Annotated in this window: 16 protein-coding genes; 3 read left to right on the top strand and 13 right to left on the bottom strand. The window is 47.0% G+C overall.

The features are described from left to right. Positions 1-186 precede the first annotated feature (186 nt). Both MHI38_RS19585 and MHI38_RS19580 read left to right on the top strand, forming a co-directional pair. Positions 187-1,455 carry a BaiN/RdsA family NAD(P)/FAD-dependent oxidoreductase gene (locus MHI38_RS19585; RefSeq protein WP_154891892.1) on the top strand — a complete coding sequence of 423 codons (1,269 nt, stop codon included), beginning with the start codon at positions 187-189 and terminating at the stop codon, positions 1,453-1,455. A 117-nt stretch (positions 1,456-1,572) separates the two neighbouring features. Next, positions 1,573-1,797 (top strand): hypothetical protein, encoded by a 225-nt coding sequence (locus tag MHI38_RS19580; protein WP_341181552.1) that lies wholly within the window; start codon positions 1,573-1,575, stop codon positions 1,795-1,797. A gap of 169 nt (positions 1,798-1,966) precedes the next feature. Here MHI38_RS19580 and MHI38_RS19575 read toward each other — a convergent pair whose 3' ends face one another. The 10 genes from MHI38_RS19575 to MHI38_RS19530 all read right to left on the bottom strand — a co-directional run bounded on the left by MHI38_RS19575 (position 1,967) and on the right by MHI38_RS19530 (position 11,372). Then, positions 1,967-2,872 (bottom strand): IS3 family transposase, encoded by a 906-nt coding sequence (locus tag MHI38_RS19575; protein ID WP_308723561.1) that lies wholly within the window; start codon positions 2,870-2,872, stop codon positions 1,967-1,969. Positions 2,873-2,877: 5 nt separating this feature from the next. After that, entirely contained in the window at positions 2,878-3,207 is a 330-nt protein-coding gene (locus MHI38_RS19570; RefSeq protein ID WP_308723560.1) for a transposase, read from the bottom strand. 324 nt (positions 3,208-3,531) lie between these two features. After that, positions 3,532-3,942: a hypothetical protein gene (locus MHI38_RS19565; RefSeq protein ID WP_154892191.1), complete on the bottom strand. Its 411-nt coding sequence runs from the start codon at positions 3,940-3,942 to the stop codon at positions 3,532-3,534. 212 nt (positions 3,943-4,154) lie between these two features. Beyond that, positions 4,155-5,411 carry an ABC transporter permease gene (locus tag MHI38_RS19560; RefSeq protein ID WP_154892190.1) on the bottom strand — a complete coding sequence of 419 codons (1,257 nt, stop codon included), beginning with the start codon at positions 5,409-5,411 and terminating at the stop codon, positions 4,155-4,157. A 16-nt stretch (positions 5,412-5,427) separates the two neighbouring features. Continuing rightward, the gene (locus MHI38_RS19555; RefSeq protein ID WP_341181551.1) at positions 5,428-6,165 is read right to left on the bottom strand and encodes an ABC transporter ATP-binding protein; all 738 of its coding nucleotides are present in this window, start codon (positions 6,163-6,165) and stop codon (positions 5,428-5,430) included. 164 nt (positions 6,166-6,329) lie between these two features. Then, positions 6,330-6,737 (bottom strand): type II toxin-antitoxin system death-on-curing family toxin, encoded by a 408-nt coding sequence (locus MHI38_RS19550; protein WP_154892189.1) that lies wholly within the window; start codon positions 6,735-6,737, stop codon positions 6,330-6,332. Further along, positions 6,734-6,979: an AbrB/MazE/SpoVT family DNA-binding domain-containing protein gene (locus MHI38_RS19545; protein ID WP_260511177.1), complete on the bottom strand. Its 246-nt coding sequence runs from the start codon at positions 6,977-6,979 to the stop codon at positions 6,734-6,736. The genes MHI38_RS19550 and MHI38_RS19545 overlap by 4 nt, the downstream gene beginning before the upstream one ends. A 157-nt stretch (positions 6,980-7,136) precedes the next feature. Continuing rightward, the gene (locus tag MHI38_RS19540; protein WP_341181550.1) at positions 7,137-8,444 is read right to left on the bottom strand and encodes a hypothetical protein; all 1,308 of its coding nucleotides are present in this window, start codon (positions 8,442-8,444) and stop codon (positions 7,137-7,139) included. 49 nt (positions 8,445-8,493) lie between these two features. Beyond that, positions 8,494-9,840: a hypothetical protein gene (locus MHI38_RS19535; RefSeq protein ID WP_154892186.1), complete on the bottom strand. Its 1,347-nt coding sequence runs from the start codon at positions 9,838-9,840 to the stop codon at positions 8,494-8,496. A gap of 200 nt (positions 9,841-10,040) precedes the next feature. Next, positions 10,041-11,372 carry an MFS transporter gene (locus MHI38_RS19530; RefSeq protein ID WP_154892185.1) on the bottom strand — a complete coding sequence of 444 codons (1,332 nt, stop codon included), beginning with the start codon at positions 11,370-11,372 and terminating at the stop codon, positions 10,041-10,043. A gap of 463 nt (positions 11,373-11,835) precedes the next feature. Here MHI38_RS19530 and MHI38_RS19525 point away from each other — a divergent pair, with 463 nt between their 5' ends. Continuing rightward, entirely contained in the window at positions 11,836-12,297 is a 462-nt protein-coding gene (locus MHI38_RS19525) for a MarR family winged helix-turn-helix transcriptional regulator (protein WP_090924920.1), read from the top strand. Positions 12,298-12,395: 98 nt separating this feature from the next. Here MHI38_RS19525 and MHI38_RS19520 read toward each other — a convergent pair whose 3' ends face one another. The 3 genes from MHI38_RS19520 to MHI38_RS19510 form a co-directional block, all read right to left on the bottom strand. Beyond that, positions 12,396-12,887, bottom strand: coding sequence for a hypothetical protein (locus MHI38_RS19520; protein ID WP_154892184.1), 492 nt, complete (start codon positions 12,885-12,887; stop codon positions 12,396-12,398). 159 nt (positions 12,888-13,046) lie between these two features. Further along, positions 13,047-14,603, bottom strand: coding sequence for an MDR family MFS transporter (locus tag MHI38_RS19515; protein ID WP_445667216.1), 1,557 nt, complete (start codon positions 14,601-14,603; stop codon positions 13,047-13,049). A 199-nt stretch (positions 14,604-14,802) separates the two neighbouring features. After that, positions 14,803-15,375, bottom strand: coding sequence for a GNAT family N-acetyltransferase (locus MHI38_RS19510; protein ID WP_154892182.1), 573 nt, complete (start codon positions 15,373-15,375; stop codon positions 14,803-14,805). Positions 15,376-15,516: the final 141 nt, after the last annotated feature.

Below are 15,516 nucleotides of genomic sequence, written 5' to 3'. Positions count from 1 at the left end.
CTCCTCCTCTGCCTGTACATTCCCTCATTTAATTCTGATTAAAACATAGGCGACAGCTTATTACAATATATCGCTTAAGACTGCAAAATAGAACACCGAATCACCCTGTCTGATTTCAGAAAGAGGCAGTAACAGACATTGTCTATAAAAAACAGACAAAATCAATCAAAAAGAAGGTAATTATGTATGTATGACGTTATCGTAATAGGTGGCGGTTCCGCTGGTCTGATGGCTTGTGTGGCAGCTGCCGAGCACGGAGCATCTGTGCTGTTGCTGGACAAAGGGGATCAATTAGGCCGCAAACTGGGCATCTCCGGCGGAGGACGCTGCAATGTAACCAATGCCAAAGAAACGGATGAGCTTATTCGACATATTCCGGGTAATGGACGTTTTTTATATAGCTCGTTTCAAAATCTGGACAACCAGGGCATCATGCGTTTTTTTGAAAATCTCGGCATTGCCTTGAAAGAAGAAGACAACGGAAGAATGTTCCCTGTCACGGACAAAGCCAAGACGGTTGTTGATGCGCTTGTCGGGAAAATTGTTTCTCTTGGCGTCGAGATTCGTACGAAAGAACCTGTTAAAGAGCTTATTCATAACGGTCAGCAAGTGCAAGGTGTTAAGCTCGCTTCAGGCAAAATCATTCACGGCCGCTCCGTCATTATTGCAACAGGCGGCAAATCCGTGCCGCAAACCGGTTCCACAGGTGACGGATATCCTTGGGCTGAGGCGGCTGGTCATACTATCACAGAATTGTATCCAACCGAGGTGCCGATCGTATCTGGAGAGAGCTGGATTCAGTCCAAGGAATTACAGGGCTTGTCTCTTCGTGACATTGCCCTGTCCGTACTCGATGCCAAAGGCAAAACTGTCATTTCTCACCGTGGAGATATGCTCTTCACCCATTTTGGTGTATCCGGCCCGGTTGCCCTACGCTGCAGTCAGTTTATTCGCAAAGTTCAGATGAAATCAGGGAATACACAGGTCACCATGAGTATCGACCTCTTCCCTGACTTTACCCCTGCCGCGCTGGAAGCACAAGTGAAGCAAGGCCTAGAGCAGGAGTCACGCAAGGCTGTCAAAAATATTTTGAAAACATGGGTGCCAGAGCGTCTGATTCCACTATTGATGAAACGCGCGGAGATCGGGGATGACCTGACATTTCACCATTTCCCTAAAGGTATGTTAAACCATCTGTGCGAACTGATGAAATCCTTCACCTTCCGCGTTGACGGCACAAGATCACTTAAAGAAGCCTTTGTTACCGGAGGTGGAGTTCACTTAAAGGAAATATACCCTAAAACAATGGAATCCAAGCTGCTGCCCGGACTATTCTTTTGCGGAGAAGTACTCGATATTCACGGTTATACCGGAGGTTATAACATTACCGCTGCATTCTCTACAGGGTATACTGCGGGCATGCATGCCGCGGAGTACAGACATGTTAATGCGTAGGTAAGCTGGTGGTTGGTGTTCTGCTTTTTGCTTTCGGCGTTCATGGTCGGGACAAGTGCCTGTGCCACGCGATGTTGACATACAGGATCAAGGGCCAGTGCATGGAGTGATCGAATTGTGTCTGGGGCAGACTGTTGTGGTGAAATGTTGCTTGCCATCTCTCAGGTATCGGTGTTGTATGCACGTTGCAGACGTGGCTTTAATGTGCACATCAATATGTTGCCTGTGTCGGTTGTTGTGGTTCGGTGCGGTGCGATGCTGGTAGTTGGCGAGTCGCTTTACGCATGGTTCAGCGCTAACGATCACCACGAACCTTATTCCGTGGAAATTAATCATTTTTAAATTCTAACGATCACCAGGAACGCTATTTGGCACCAAACAGGCCTTTACAGCTTGAAATGAGCCATTTCTACTAAAATAACGTCTCTGGAGATCGTTAGAGTTTCAAACACCTCTAACGGTTCAACCCCTTAATATTGGACACTAGCTAGCTTTTTCTCAGATTGACGCATCATAATGCAATGGATTTGGGCTCTATGGTTCCTTCGTTGACCAGGCGCAGGTAATCTGTCGGCGACCAGTCGTGTAGACTGCCGTGAATACGGTCTTTGTTGTAATAACGGATATAACGGTCTACCTCGGAAAAGGCTTCTTCGTAGCTTTCGAAACAATGTCGCTGGTAACACTCACGTTCCAGAACACTATGAAACGATTCAATAAAAGCATTTTTATTCGGTGTTCGAACGGGTGTCCGCTCATGCTCTAAACCTGCTTCTTCACAGAAGTTATAAAACGCTTTGCTTATAAACTGAGGGCCGTTATCGGTACGAATCACGAGCTTTGGCTCGGTCTTAGGGATACGTCGCGTTACCATAGCCTGCCGGAGCGTATGCAGGATGCTCTGCGTGTCGCAGGCTTTACCGCGATGGTGAGCGACGATTCGACGATCAAAAACATCAATAATACTTGCGAGGAAAAAGTGCCGGCGTTTCCCCGCAACATAACCGTACTTGATATCCATCTGCCACAATTGGTTAGGCCCATCTACCGTTCGGTTATTAGCTACTTTTCTCGGTACGGTATGGATTTGTTCGCGCTGAGGGAGAAGGATACTGAGAGACTTACAGAGCCGATATACTTTCTTTTTGTTAATTACCAGATTGTACTTTCGGCGTAACAACACGGTTAGTTTTCGGTAGCCAAACGCTGCATTTGGCCCTTGAATCAAACGACGAAGAAACCCGACAATCCGAGTGTCCGAAATACGATTCCCTTGCTGGTTGTAAGAGTATCCAGGGATTTTTCGTCCGCTACTTATGGGTTGCTGGCGTTCAGGGTGTTTCAAGTGATAATAATATGTTGAGCGAGGAACATCGCAGATCCGGAGCACCGTACGGACAGGATATCCTCGCTCAATCCAACCTATCGCGGTTTGTAGTCGGGATACTTTTTTTTAACGAGATCCTTAAGAATCTGGTTTTCTAATTCTTTTGCGCCAAGAAGTTTCAAAGCTTCATTGTATTTCTCCTGTAATTCTTGATAGTTGGCTACATCTTGCTGTATTTGTTGTGTTTCTTTTTGTTTTTTAGCCACCAGTTCCCCCACCTCATCTTCGTATTGACGAACCCAAGTCGTCAGCGTTTTAGGAGACATGCCGTACTTTCGTGCCACGACCTCTGTCCGGAGGCCAGAAAGCACCTCTACGACATACTCCTTTTTCGCCTCAACTGGGCATCTAAATCGTCTTTTCATGAACACTCTCCTCATTTCATTTAGTGTATCTGAGGTAGCTTTGAGTGTCCAATTGGATTAGGGGGCTTTAAAGCTAAATCGAGCAAATAGCGTTCTCTGTGATCGTTAGAAAATGTTCAGATACAGCGATAACCCATGGGACACTCACTCAACCTGCATCATTGGCTTGTACCAAAAAGGCACCCTACATGTCATTATCAATGACCGAAGGGGTGCCTTTTGCTTTGCTTGATACTTTTTACAGCTCCAAGGTAAGTTTCAGATGAACCCTGCAGTTTGCTGCGATAGGTACGGGGGAAATGTATTCGTGTGTGCAGTTTTTCCTCAAGCTTTAACGCTACCGGAAAATCCATCCGCCGAGTCATCATAAACAGGATCATCACTATAATTATGTTCGCCCTGGTCTACTCCTTGATCAACGTTTTGACCGTAATTTACCGTTTGGCTTGCGCCGCGTGCATAGCCTTCGTTCCAGTCCTCATTCACCAGATGTGCCGGAATGGATACGTTTTGGAACTGATCCAGTTGATCAACAGAAGAAGCAAACACCGCACTCCCTCCATGTGATTGCACAATCTCTACTGCGGATTGCGGGTCCTGCCGATCCGTCGGAATATATAATTCAAGTGGTGCAGATTGATATGGCTTATAGCCTAATTCCTCCAAGGTTGCTTTTGCCTCAAACAGTGCCGAAGGATCGGAAAAATGTACTTGAAGCTCACCGTTATCCATCATGCTCTACTCCTCCTCACTATAGATAATTCTATCCTCAGTCTGTGAAACCTATTGAAAATATCAAGACATCCATGAATCCAGAGATACATAAACAGGACGACCTAATATTCATGTGCTTCACATTCCTTTTCTTCTATAGCATGGGCAGTTCAACCAAGTGATATGCGCCTCGGATAGCAAATTCCTTTCAAGCCTAGTGATACAAAAACAAATCATGAACGAGTCTGTCTAATCAAGCCTGCAACGGACACTGAACCATAACCCAATGCCACTGTGCATGCAGCCGTCAGAAAACCGGAAATCCAGTCCAGCCAGAACACTCCCATGACATACCCCATCACTGCAACAAGTGGGAGCAATAACATACGCGCCATAATAGAGCCTGCTTCATGCAGCGCAGCAGAATCATACGTGACAAGCTGTACATACTCCGACGTAGCCAATCCATCCCAAGCACGGTACAACATCACGGTTAGCATAATGACCAGTAACCCACATACGATGACATTGACCGGAAACGGTGGCAAGGCTACCGCTGCAATAGACAACCCACCCAGTTGCAAATACAATTTCAACGTCTCGGAATTCCGAAAAAATGCTTTAAACGCGATCTCTGCTGTCCGATTCGGAATGGAGCGTTTACGAAATAGTTTGCGAGGTTTACGAAAAATAATTGTTCGTGTCTGTGGAGACTTCGGCTTGCTCACGGCCTGACTTAACATCAGTGCTGTTAACCTGAGCCTGCTTCGCAAATCCTCACGCACATCGCCTTCAAATGTACCTTTCATACGTAATCTCATCTGGATCATCGTAATGAGCAGTAGCAGAACGGCGGCAATACTGAGCATGATTTTCCACGTATACATGTCCCCTAACATCCAAGCCGACGTGCGGACAGTCATCCATCCCATGGCGATCACAAGTGAGGCCAATGAGAGCCAGCGCCGCCATCCCGTATATCGAACTTTGATAGTATGTATAGCAATGACTTGAAGTGACGCTACGGTTCCCAACCAGAAACATGTCAGCACAATCTGTAAAAGAGACATTTCATACACACGAACGAATAGCGGTGCAACCACTGCAGTAATAAGTATCATTTTTCCAAGTTGTAACACCGTCACCCGCACAAGTCCTCGCATCATCAGTGTTCGCATCCAGACCCTTCTCGATTTCAGGAACAATACATCCGCTTCTTCGATAAAAAGAAGAACTCCACCCGTCAGGATGATCAGTTCGATAATCCCTGTTAGTAAAGGGAATGATATGCCCCCGCTTGCCCATGCTGGCAATGCTTTTGTCCACAGACTGACGTAGTAGCCGATAAAATATAACATTCCTGGAACTAGCAGATACAGCCAGACTGTCCAGTCCACCACAAGCTTGAGATTGCGCCACTGTTCCCGAAGATGCTCTCTCTTTCTTCTCTGATATAGAAGATGCGGGGTATAACGTTTGGGCTCCACCATCAGGCCTCTCCTCTCTTCAATCGGATGTTAACGTGTCAAAACAATCAAACAACGACGCTTCCGGCATTTCCGCCGTAGCCCGAATCTCATCCAACGTTCCTTCCGCAGCCGGCCTGCCGGCAGCAATCAGAATGAAGCGGTCACAGATCCGTTCTGCCGTATCCAGCACATGTGTAGACATTAACACACCCGCCCCGCGGCGGCGCTCATCATCAAGTAATTTCAGAAAATCCTTCGTTGCACGCGGATCTAAACCGATAAATGGCTCGTCCACAATATAGATATCCGGTGAGGAAAGAAATCCGATCATGAGCATCATTTTCTGACGCATGCCCTTGGAGAAACTTGCTGGGAGATCATTGCGGACATGATCCATACCAAAACGGACTAACAATTCCTCTGCTCTCGCAACAAACACTTCTTCTTCTATTTCATACGCTGCAGCAGCCAGATCAAGATGTTCCCACAAGGTCATATACTCGTAAAAAACAGGCTGCTCGGGAATGTAAGCGTAACGCCCTTCTCCACCAATGGTTACATCATAATCGGCATGCTCCAGCAGGCCAAGCAATGTTTTAATGGTTGTACTTTTACCCGCGCCATTAGGCCCGATAATCCCGACCAATTCTCCCGGTGCCACGTGCATCCGAATATTCCGGATCGTAGACTGTCCTGGCGCGTAACCAGCTTCGCGAATATGTACGTTCAGAATGGAGTCGGGTAAAGCTGTTTCTTCCATCGATGCATGCTGCATGGCTTAACACTCCTGTTCTTGTCCTTTTTATACGTGATGAACTATTTATATTGTAAATGAGTTTTGTTTATCATGTTTGATCAAATTGAGCAAAAAGTGGGCAAACAAAAACAATAAACCATTAAAACTCCATGATTTATTGCTCATACATTCTTTGATCCCTATTATGTTTTCTCCTCAGACCAACAGTGAGTTTGAATCATCGAAGTAAGATCTTCAAATGAATATTTGTGGTTGACCATATCAACCGTAAAATCCTCAGCTAAGGCCTGTTCCATTTTAAAGTAAATATGATTGTAACGTAAAAACATGACTAATGCAGTAAAGGCTGTTCGTTTATTCGCATTATGAAAAGGATGGTTTTGACCTAACGACTGAAAAATTGCAGCCGCCTTCTCATAGACTGTCGGAGACGCTTCGTCACCAAAAGCAGATGATTGCGGTCTAAGAACAGCAGATTCAAGCAGATTAGAATCTTTTACACCAATCTGCTCTCCCGGGCTATACCGTTTTATCATCGCAACATTAATCGCAATTACTTCTTGAATATTTAAATAACGAATGAGACTCATCTGTCTTTAAGACCTTTCAGAGTTCGATCATACTCATCCATAACAGAAGCTAACGTATCCATAAAATCATTACTTATTCCGTTAGGCAGATTTACCTTGACCGACTTTTTAATAATGATTTCTCCGCTCGTTTGGTCGACCTCTACCTGAACCATATCTCCTTGTTCAAGTCCGATTTGCTTGAATGCTTCTGTCATCGTTATTCCAAGGCTGTTACCAAATTTCGTTACTTTTCGTTCCATCTCTCTCACCCTACTCACTTAGATTCATCCTATAATTATACTATTCAACTGTTATAACAATTATACCATGATTCACCCATTGTATTTGGTTAAATATAAAAAAAGAAGCAGGGTCTCCGGAGCCCCTGCTTCTTCATATTACAGTGAAAAACTCATATTATCGATTGCTCTCCACCATGGTCATCGTTTCGCTTTCTGCATCCGCTTTCGCGTTCAGACCCAGATCCAGCATGCCGCGATTTTCGCTGGCATAGCTGCTGCTTGCGGTACGCTCACGGTCGTTCACGTTACTATTGCGTTCGGATTGAGCCATTGTTGCACTCTCTCCTTCCGCTTTCGCGTTCAGACCCAGATCCAGCATGCCGCGACTTTCGCTGGCATAGCTGCTGCTTGCAGTACGCTCACGGTCGTTCACGTTACTATTGCGTTCGGATTGAGCCATTGTTGCACTCTCCCCTTCCGCTTTCGCGTTCAGACCCAGATCTAGCATGCCACGGCTTTCGCTGGCATAGCTGCTACTTGCGGTACGTTCACGGTTCTTCACGTTATTGTTGCGTTCGGATTGAGCCATTGTTGCACTCTCTCCTTCCGCTTTCGCGTTCAGACCGAGATCCAGCATGCCGCGGCTCTCGCTGGCATAGCTGCTGCTTGCGGTACGTTCACGGTCGTTCACGTTACTGTTGCGTTCGGATTGAGCCATTGTTGCACTCTCTCCTTCCGCTTTCGCGTTCAGACCGAGATCCAGCATGCCACGGCTCTCGCTGGCATAGCTGCTGCTTGCGGTACGTTCACGGTCGTTCACGTTACTGTTGCGTTCGGATTGAGCCATTGTTGCACTCTCTCCTTCCGTTTTCGCGTTCAGACCCAGATCCAGCATGCCGCGGCTCTCGCTGGCATAGCTGCTGCTTGCAGTACGTTCACGGTCGTTCACGTTACTGTTGCGTTCGGATTGAGCCATTGTTGCACTCTCTCCTTCCGCTTTCGCGTTCAGACCGAGATCCAGCATGCCACGGCTCTCGCTGGCATAGCTGCTGCTTGTGTTGCTGTTGCGTGCTTGACCGTCTCGTGAATACTCGTTCATCGTTGCTGCTTCTCCAGACACATTGGCATTCAGACCGAGGCCCAGTTTGCCAGAGCTACTTTGCTCGCTCGTAACGTCCGTAGATTCGTTATTGTAACGGTTCATGTTCTCGGCGGATACACCGGCGTTTAGTCCCAGATCCAGATTCAATGCACCACTTGCGTTAGAGGAACCCCCATAGCTGCCAGTATTCCCGTAACCAGCGTCACGTTGTCCTGACAACAATGATCCCAGTTCCAGACGCAGACCTGCATTCAGATCCAAATTACCGCTGCTGTTGCTGTTATAGCTATCTGCATAGGTTGACTGTGAAGCTCCCAGCAATCCAGCTACCAGCGTACCCGACAATACCGACAATTTTACCCAACGATTCACTTTTTTCATGATAATATACACTCCTTCTCATTTTTGGTTGAATTAACGCCATTGTTGTTTATGAGAAAGAGGTATATTTCGGCGGCTGACCTGGTGGTGCTTGTGACCACTGGCTGAAACCATCCAAGCGTTCCATGTCAAAAGCAAAGTCGTAACCTAGCATCACCAGACTTGTTATCGCCAAAGGCAGTGCTACAGCCGGAACGGATGCTCCGCCCCCCGTCACACCGGACGAACCGGAGCTTGTACCTGTAGAGGTACTCGTTGCAGAGGGAGCTATTGCCATAACAGACCAGTTAGCCGGTCGTTCTGCCCGTGGTTGCCATGGTGCAGAGGCTTCACCCTGCTTCTCAGGTATTGTCTGATCCGCATTCAGATTCCCCTGACCTTGGTTCTCCGCTGTTGATTTACCAAAGGATGGGTTCATCCGCAACCATTCATTATCCAGTAAAGATACGTTTGAATTTGTCTCCTTAGCACGTTGTTTCAGACCATCCTGCTTCACAGGCACAGCCTGAGAAACAGCAGGTTCGGTTACCGAGTCCGGATTGATCTCCCGATCCATCACCTGACCTGTAACCTGTATTTCATCTTGTGCCGTGTTCTGTCCACTCACTTTGTCCTGAGACGAAGGTGAATCGACTGCTTTACTAGGCTGATCTAAAGTATTCGCGGGTTGCTCCGGTTTCACAACCGGAAGTTCAATCTTCCCTTTACCAGAATCAACTTCTGTTGATACACCAGTAGCAGGCACTTTTGCTTTCACCTTTGGAAGCCGTACCTTGCCTTCACTCAGATTTACACCTGATGCCCTGACATCCACCGATGTAACTTCAGGAACATCAACTTTCACGGAAGGAAGTTCAAGCTTGCCTTGCCGTAGGTCTGTTTGTACAGCAGACGTCTCTGCTTTGATGACCTCGGGAACCTCGGCTTTAATTCCCGGCAAGGAAGCTGTTCCCTCTTGTAGATTCACCTGACTGCTGGACACATCTGCTCGAATGACAGGCGTGTCTGCTTGTACAGAAGGAAGATCGACCGTCCCTTGCTTCGCATCGATGCCAATCTGCGATGTTCCTGCCGATCCAAGCGGTGTATCGACCTTCAATTCAGATACACTTAGCTTGCCGGTAGATGCATTCGTTTGGATCGAAGGAACTTCTACATCCAGTAGTGGTGTGGATAGAGATATCGATGGAGTCAGATCAAGACTGCCATCTGCATCGTGTGAAAAAAGGTTCAGTGACAATCCGCTGGACGGTTTTCTTGAACCCGCCTGATTCTGAGCATCATCTGCATATGCATGCGATGAACCAATGCCCATAACCAACGTTCCGGCCAAAATGGCTAACGGAATGCTTGCCAGACGAGTGATCGATCTGGGTAATTTCCCTTTTAAGTTCAAGTTGCTTCACCCCCTTTCCGCGCTAGCGTTGGTGGGACAAGGCATATGAGTTTTCCCCTAGGATTAATTAGAATACAGGGATTTCTGCCTGTTCCTCATTAAACATGAAGGCTTTTCCTCAAACGATTTCTCAGTAAAAATATTTTAAATTTAAATCAATTTCCGCCTTCATGCGCAATGATTACCTCTCAAAAACGGCCTTACGACACCTCTCCGGTTGCCACGGATTTCGCCGGAAGAACTGCCTCCAGATCTTCTCCGCTCTTCGCTCTTGGCTTCAACAAATACAGCAGACCCAGCAGTGTCAACAGAATGCCTGAACTTACAAAAGCAGGCACAACACCAAACGAAGTCACTAATAACCCGCCAGCCACAGGGCCGAGAATGTTGCTCGTTGTCATCACACTGCCTACGGTACCAAATACCCTGCCTGTCATCGGCTCAGGGGTCTGTTCTTGCAGCAGAATCTGAAAAGGCACGACTGCAAACCCGATACCCACACCCGCCAAGGCAAACAGCGAAATAAGAAGCAGCTGTGCGCCTATTCCTGCTGAAGGCCATACAACCACGACTAATCCAGCCGTTCCAATGACAAGACCTGTTACAGCGGTTCCTAGCCCCATTTTTAACCCGTGGCTCGCTGTTTTCCATTTCCGGACACTCATCGCTGCGATTAACGTTCCAACACCACTTGCGGCAACGCACCATCCAAGCAGATCACCGGAAATGCCAGGTAGTTGCCTGAATAAAACTACAGTCTGTGAATCAGCAAATTGCAGAAACAAAATCGCGGATGCCAGTAAAAAAAGTGACGTTCCGACATGAGGCAGAGAAGCTAGCATACGGATGCCCTCAAGTGTTTCTTTCCAAAAGGATTGTTTGACTTGAATCGATCCTGCTGTCTCTTCCTCTACTTCTGTTACGTCAGAATTCGTCCGTTGGATCACCCGATGTCCAGGAATCCACAATAAAATGAGGCCAGAAATCAGAAATGACGATGCATCCAGCACAAAACACCACGTAATCCCAAACCCGGCTACAAGTAATCCGCCCAGCGCCGGTCCGATAATTTTGGACATCTGTTCAATCACCGAGCTAATGGAAACCGCTTGAGCAAGCTGGTGATGCGGCACAATTTCTTTTAACTTACCGTTCTTGGCGGGTGAGAACATGATATCAAATAAAGATTTAAGAATAAGCAACACATAAACATGCCAGATCTGATCCGCAAAAATAAATGCACCCACGATAATAATTCGGGCAGCATCCGCTGTAATCATCATCCACTTTCGGTTCAGGCGATCTGCCAGAGCACCGGCAAACGGCCCTGTGAGTAGCATCGGCAGTGCCGCAGATAACATTACAAACGTGATCTCCCAAGGCGTTGCATTCCAGCGAAGCCCTACCAGTGTGAAAATAGCCAACAGGTGTAGCCAATCCCCCAAGTTGGATATCGCCTGAGATACCATTAATGTCATGAATGCACGATTCTGTTTCAGTGTCCCTTGACCCGTTAAAGTGTAATTCGTCATCTCACTTCTCCTCCATCATTTTCCGAATGTTTAATATGAAAATGATTATATAAAAGAGACTCGGGTAGAACCTCCTGCCCGAGTCGGAGATGATAGAACATCCACAGGATGATTTTTCATTCCCCTAGTATTCTGCACTCTAATCCATTTGGTTGCTCCAATCGAAATATGTATCCAAAATCGTGACAAATGATCAAATTTTAAATGCTAAAAATGCAAATCTTGTGACATATCGCATGTTTTTCGGCCAAATTGAGGTCTACAATGAATATATGACGATCCTCTGATTCGTCAATTGATATAATGATCCAACTCATATAAGTTGATCTGATCTTTTACTAAACGCTTTGTATAGGTTTAACTTGATGTACGGGTAAATTAACCTTAGTTCAAACTTATACAGCAAAGAGAACCTTCATATATCACGTCAACTTATATAAATACACTGAAAGGCGGGATCAGCATGCTGGAATTACAAGAGATCGGGACAGAACGTTCACTTCATCTGTACCGCACCCTGGCTCATACGTTCAAAAGTGTGAATGAACACGCTGTATCTGGAAGTAAAGTACATGGCTTTAACCCGACTGCCTACGGAGTGCTCGAAGTGTTATATATGAAAGGAGCACAACCAATCCAGCAGGTAGGGGCTCAACTGCTGTTGCAGAGTGGGAACGTTACCTATGTCATTGACAAGCTGGAGCAAAAAGGGCTTCTACGCCGCAAACATTGTCCGCAAGACAGACGAATCATTTTTGTCGAACTGACAGAAGAAGGCCAGCGCACGATGGATGACATCTATCCAGGATATGCGGTCAAGATTGATCGCGCAGTCAGCGGTCTAAGCGAAGAGGACAAAGAACTGCTGTCCGAGCTTCTAGGAAGACTGGCGCATGGTGCAGAAAGTCTGTCAGCAAGCAGCTAGAACGTATGCACGCCACATCCGAGCCAGGTAACCAGGTTTACGTTGGATAACTTAAAAGAGTGGTAGAGATGCAAAAACCGGATGGGTCTGACCAAGGCTCATCCGGTTTTTGCTTGTTTATTATTTTTTAGCCAATGAGACCCAGCCCTCAAAATATATTGCCAGCCCAGAAAGATCGGGGTGAAGATGAACATCTGGCGGATTGCCCCCATGTAAAGAAACGTATCTTCCCGAAACACAAAAACAGAGAACAGAACACCGCTTGATCCTGCTAACAGCACATAACCAATCATGATGGAAACAACCTGCATCGCAACTCCTTTGAATCGTCGCGCTAAGGACAGAGTCACCGCATCCGTCAAAAGTGACAGCGGAAGAATAAGAAAAATGGCGATTGCTAGAGTAATCAGTCCAGCTATAACTAATGAATACCATAGCGGATAATAGTACGTATTCTCCATTCGCTCGGCAACCGGTACATAGTTAATAAAAACCATAATGACAGAGATTGAAATACAAGTCAGCAATGCTGAGAAGATACGGACAGGAAAGGAAACGGAATGCAGGGCTAGCCACTTCGGGTTGCTCAATTCACATCATCCTCCTTTTTCCAATTCATCATACCAAACCCATTGAAATATAAAAAGCAGCTGATGTTCAGCTGCTTTTAGTACATAGCGAAAATATGCATCGATCCTTGAATCCCATTGTATTGGGGTGTATTTCCATTCCTTCTCCCAGCATGTCAGTTACTTCTGCATGGCTTCCACTTGCGGCGGGGCATCTGCATCCTCAGGAACAATTAGCCTTTTGCGCAAGGCCAGCGTAGTGACCCATGAAACGATCGCAATAACAAACATGATGACAAACAAGGAGTGCAAGCTACCCTCCAGCACACTGCGTAGCAACGCCCACTTCTCGTCCGATAACGCAACATCGGTATGCGGTGCAAGCAGCTCATTCAGATCCTTCTCCGATATACCTGATGCCGCTAAATTTTGTTCACTCGACTGTGTCGAGATACGGAAATTCAGCCACGTTCCAAATGCCGCTGCCCCGATCGTCTGGCCAAGTGTACGCATGAACGTATGTAGTGCCGTTGAAGAACCACGCTCTTTGTACCCCACAGACGACTGCGCGATAATCGTGAAGATCGTAAAGGCGAAACCAAACCCGAGCCCATAAATAAAGGTCAGAATAAACAATACGGCTTGCGGTGAAGTACCACCAACTAAGAACAGACCACCCGAACCAATGGCGATCCCGGTAAGTCCGATTAAGCTGGTCAGCCGTGATCCAATCTTGAGCAACAATCGGCCTGCCCATACGCTACCGATCAGCCAGCCAACGGACATGGGCGCGAGCAGCAAACCGGACTCGGTTGCATTGCCTCCACGAACTCCCTGCACCCAGAGTGGCAGATAGCTGGTTAAGCCGATCATCAATGTGCTGGTCAGCAGGCCGGCGATATTCGCCACCCGGATGTCCCGAATACGGAACAGATGAAGTGGAACCATCGGGGCCTGGGCTCTTTTTTCCACCACAAAAAACAAGATAAGAAACAAAACAGCGACCACGCTCAGTCCCACAATTAATGGAGAACTCCACGCGTAATACTGCCCGCCTGCCGACAAAACAAAGAGCATAGCGGTAATACCAACAGTGAAAGTGAGCGCACCAACATAATCAATTTTAGCGGTACGCGGTGAAATGTCCTCTTTGAGATAACGGAATACAAACCACATGGCAAGCAAACCAAACGGTACATTAAATCCGAAGATCCACTGCCAGCCGAGGTTATCCACGAAATAACCGCCGAGCAACGGGCCAACGAGAGACGAGATCCCCCATACCGAGCTGATCCAACCCTGGATTTTGCCCCGTTCCTCAATGCGGTAAATATCCCCGATAATCGTAAAGGTAACCGGTACTACAGCGCCTGCACCAATCCCCTGAATGGCACGGTAGATGATCAGTTGCTCCATATTCTGCGAAAGACAGCATAAGAGTGAGCCCAGCAAAAACAAGGCACAACCGATGAGAAACACGGGTTTACGTCCATAAATGTCACTGATTTTCCCAAAAATCGGAGTACTGACTGCCATCGTGAGCAGGTATGCGGTAAAAATCCAGCTAAGCAGTTGCACGCTCCCCAATTCGCTGACAATCGTTGGACCCGCCGGACCGATTACCGTGCCTTCGATCGCGGACAGAAACGTTGCCAGCAACAAACCCGCAAGAATGAAACTGCGCTTCAAACCTCCTGTTGTATTCACACAAACCCTTCTCTCTTTAATCTTATACATAATTAACAGTTGATTTTACTTTCTGCTCCAAAACAGAACAAGCTTTCGATCACAGTTATCCCCAGATTTTTTCATCTCTTTTCTATAAAGAGAAATCTGGTGATAAAGGTGAACGTTCCACTTCTCCAGCTTTGTTCTGTTTCTTCGTTAATGTGTAATCTCAAAATAAATTAAGTATCTTTTCCTACCTTCCTTGCCACTACTTTCTCTTATTGCGGAGGAACTCATCATATAATAGCGAGTACATCACCATGTCCTTGTATCCCGTAGACGTATGCTGTACCTGGCGAAGCAGGCCCTCGCGTGTAAATCCCTGGCTTGTCAGGAAAGTTCCTGAGGCCGCGTTACGTGGGTCCACAAGAGCTTCAATCCGGTTCAATCCCATCGTCTCATAACCAAAGGGTAGCAGCGATGTGAATGCCTCGGACATATAGCCGTAACGCCAGTACTCACGGCCCAGCTCATATCCGATCTCACCCCGGAATGCCCCTTCCAGCTGCCAGGTATTGAATCCGCAACTACCGATAAGTTTGCCGGTAGCTTTCAGTTCAATGCCCCACCGAATGGCGTCTTCTTCCCCTGCCATATGATTCAGCAGCCCAATCATATCGGCCGCCTCGCTTGTCCCAATCATGGGCGCGAGATTCATGTACCGTGTGACCTCCCGGTCGGACCAGTGTACGAACATCTGCGCAGCATCCTTACGGCGCATTTTCCGTAAGCGTAACCGCGGTGTCTCCAGTTCCGGGATTCTTCCTTTACATTTATACATCACTTGACACTCCGATCCGATCCTTCTCTTGCAGACCATAAGATTCATTAGCCATCTAACCATAACCTGCACCAATTGGCAACTGTTCACTCCTCTGATCATATCAAAAAACCGGGCGCATCCGCTCCCGGTCTTGATGTA

Source organism: Paenibacillus sp. FSL K6-1558 (assembly GCF_038002565.1).
Lineage (GTDB): Bacteria > Bacillota > Bacilli > Paenibacillales > Paenibacillaceae > Paenibacillus > Paenibacillus polysaccharolyticus.
This window is presented reverse-complemented; position numbering and strand designations above follow the sequence as displayed.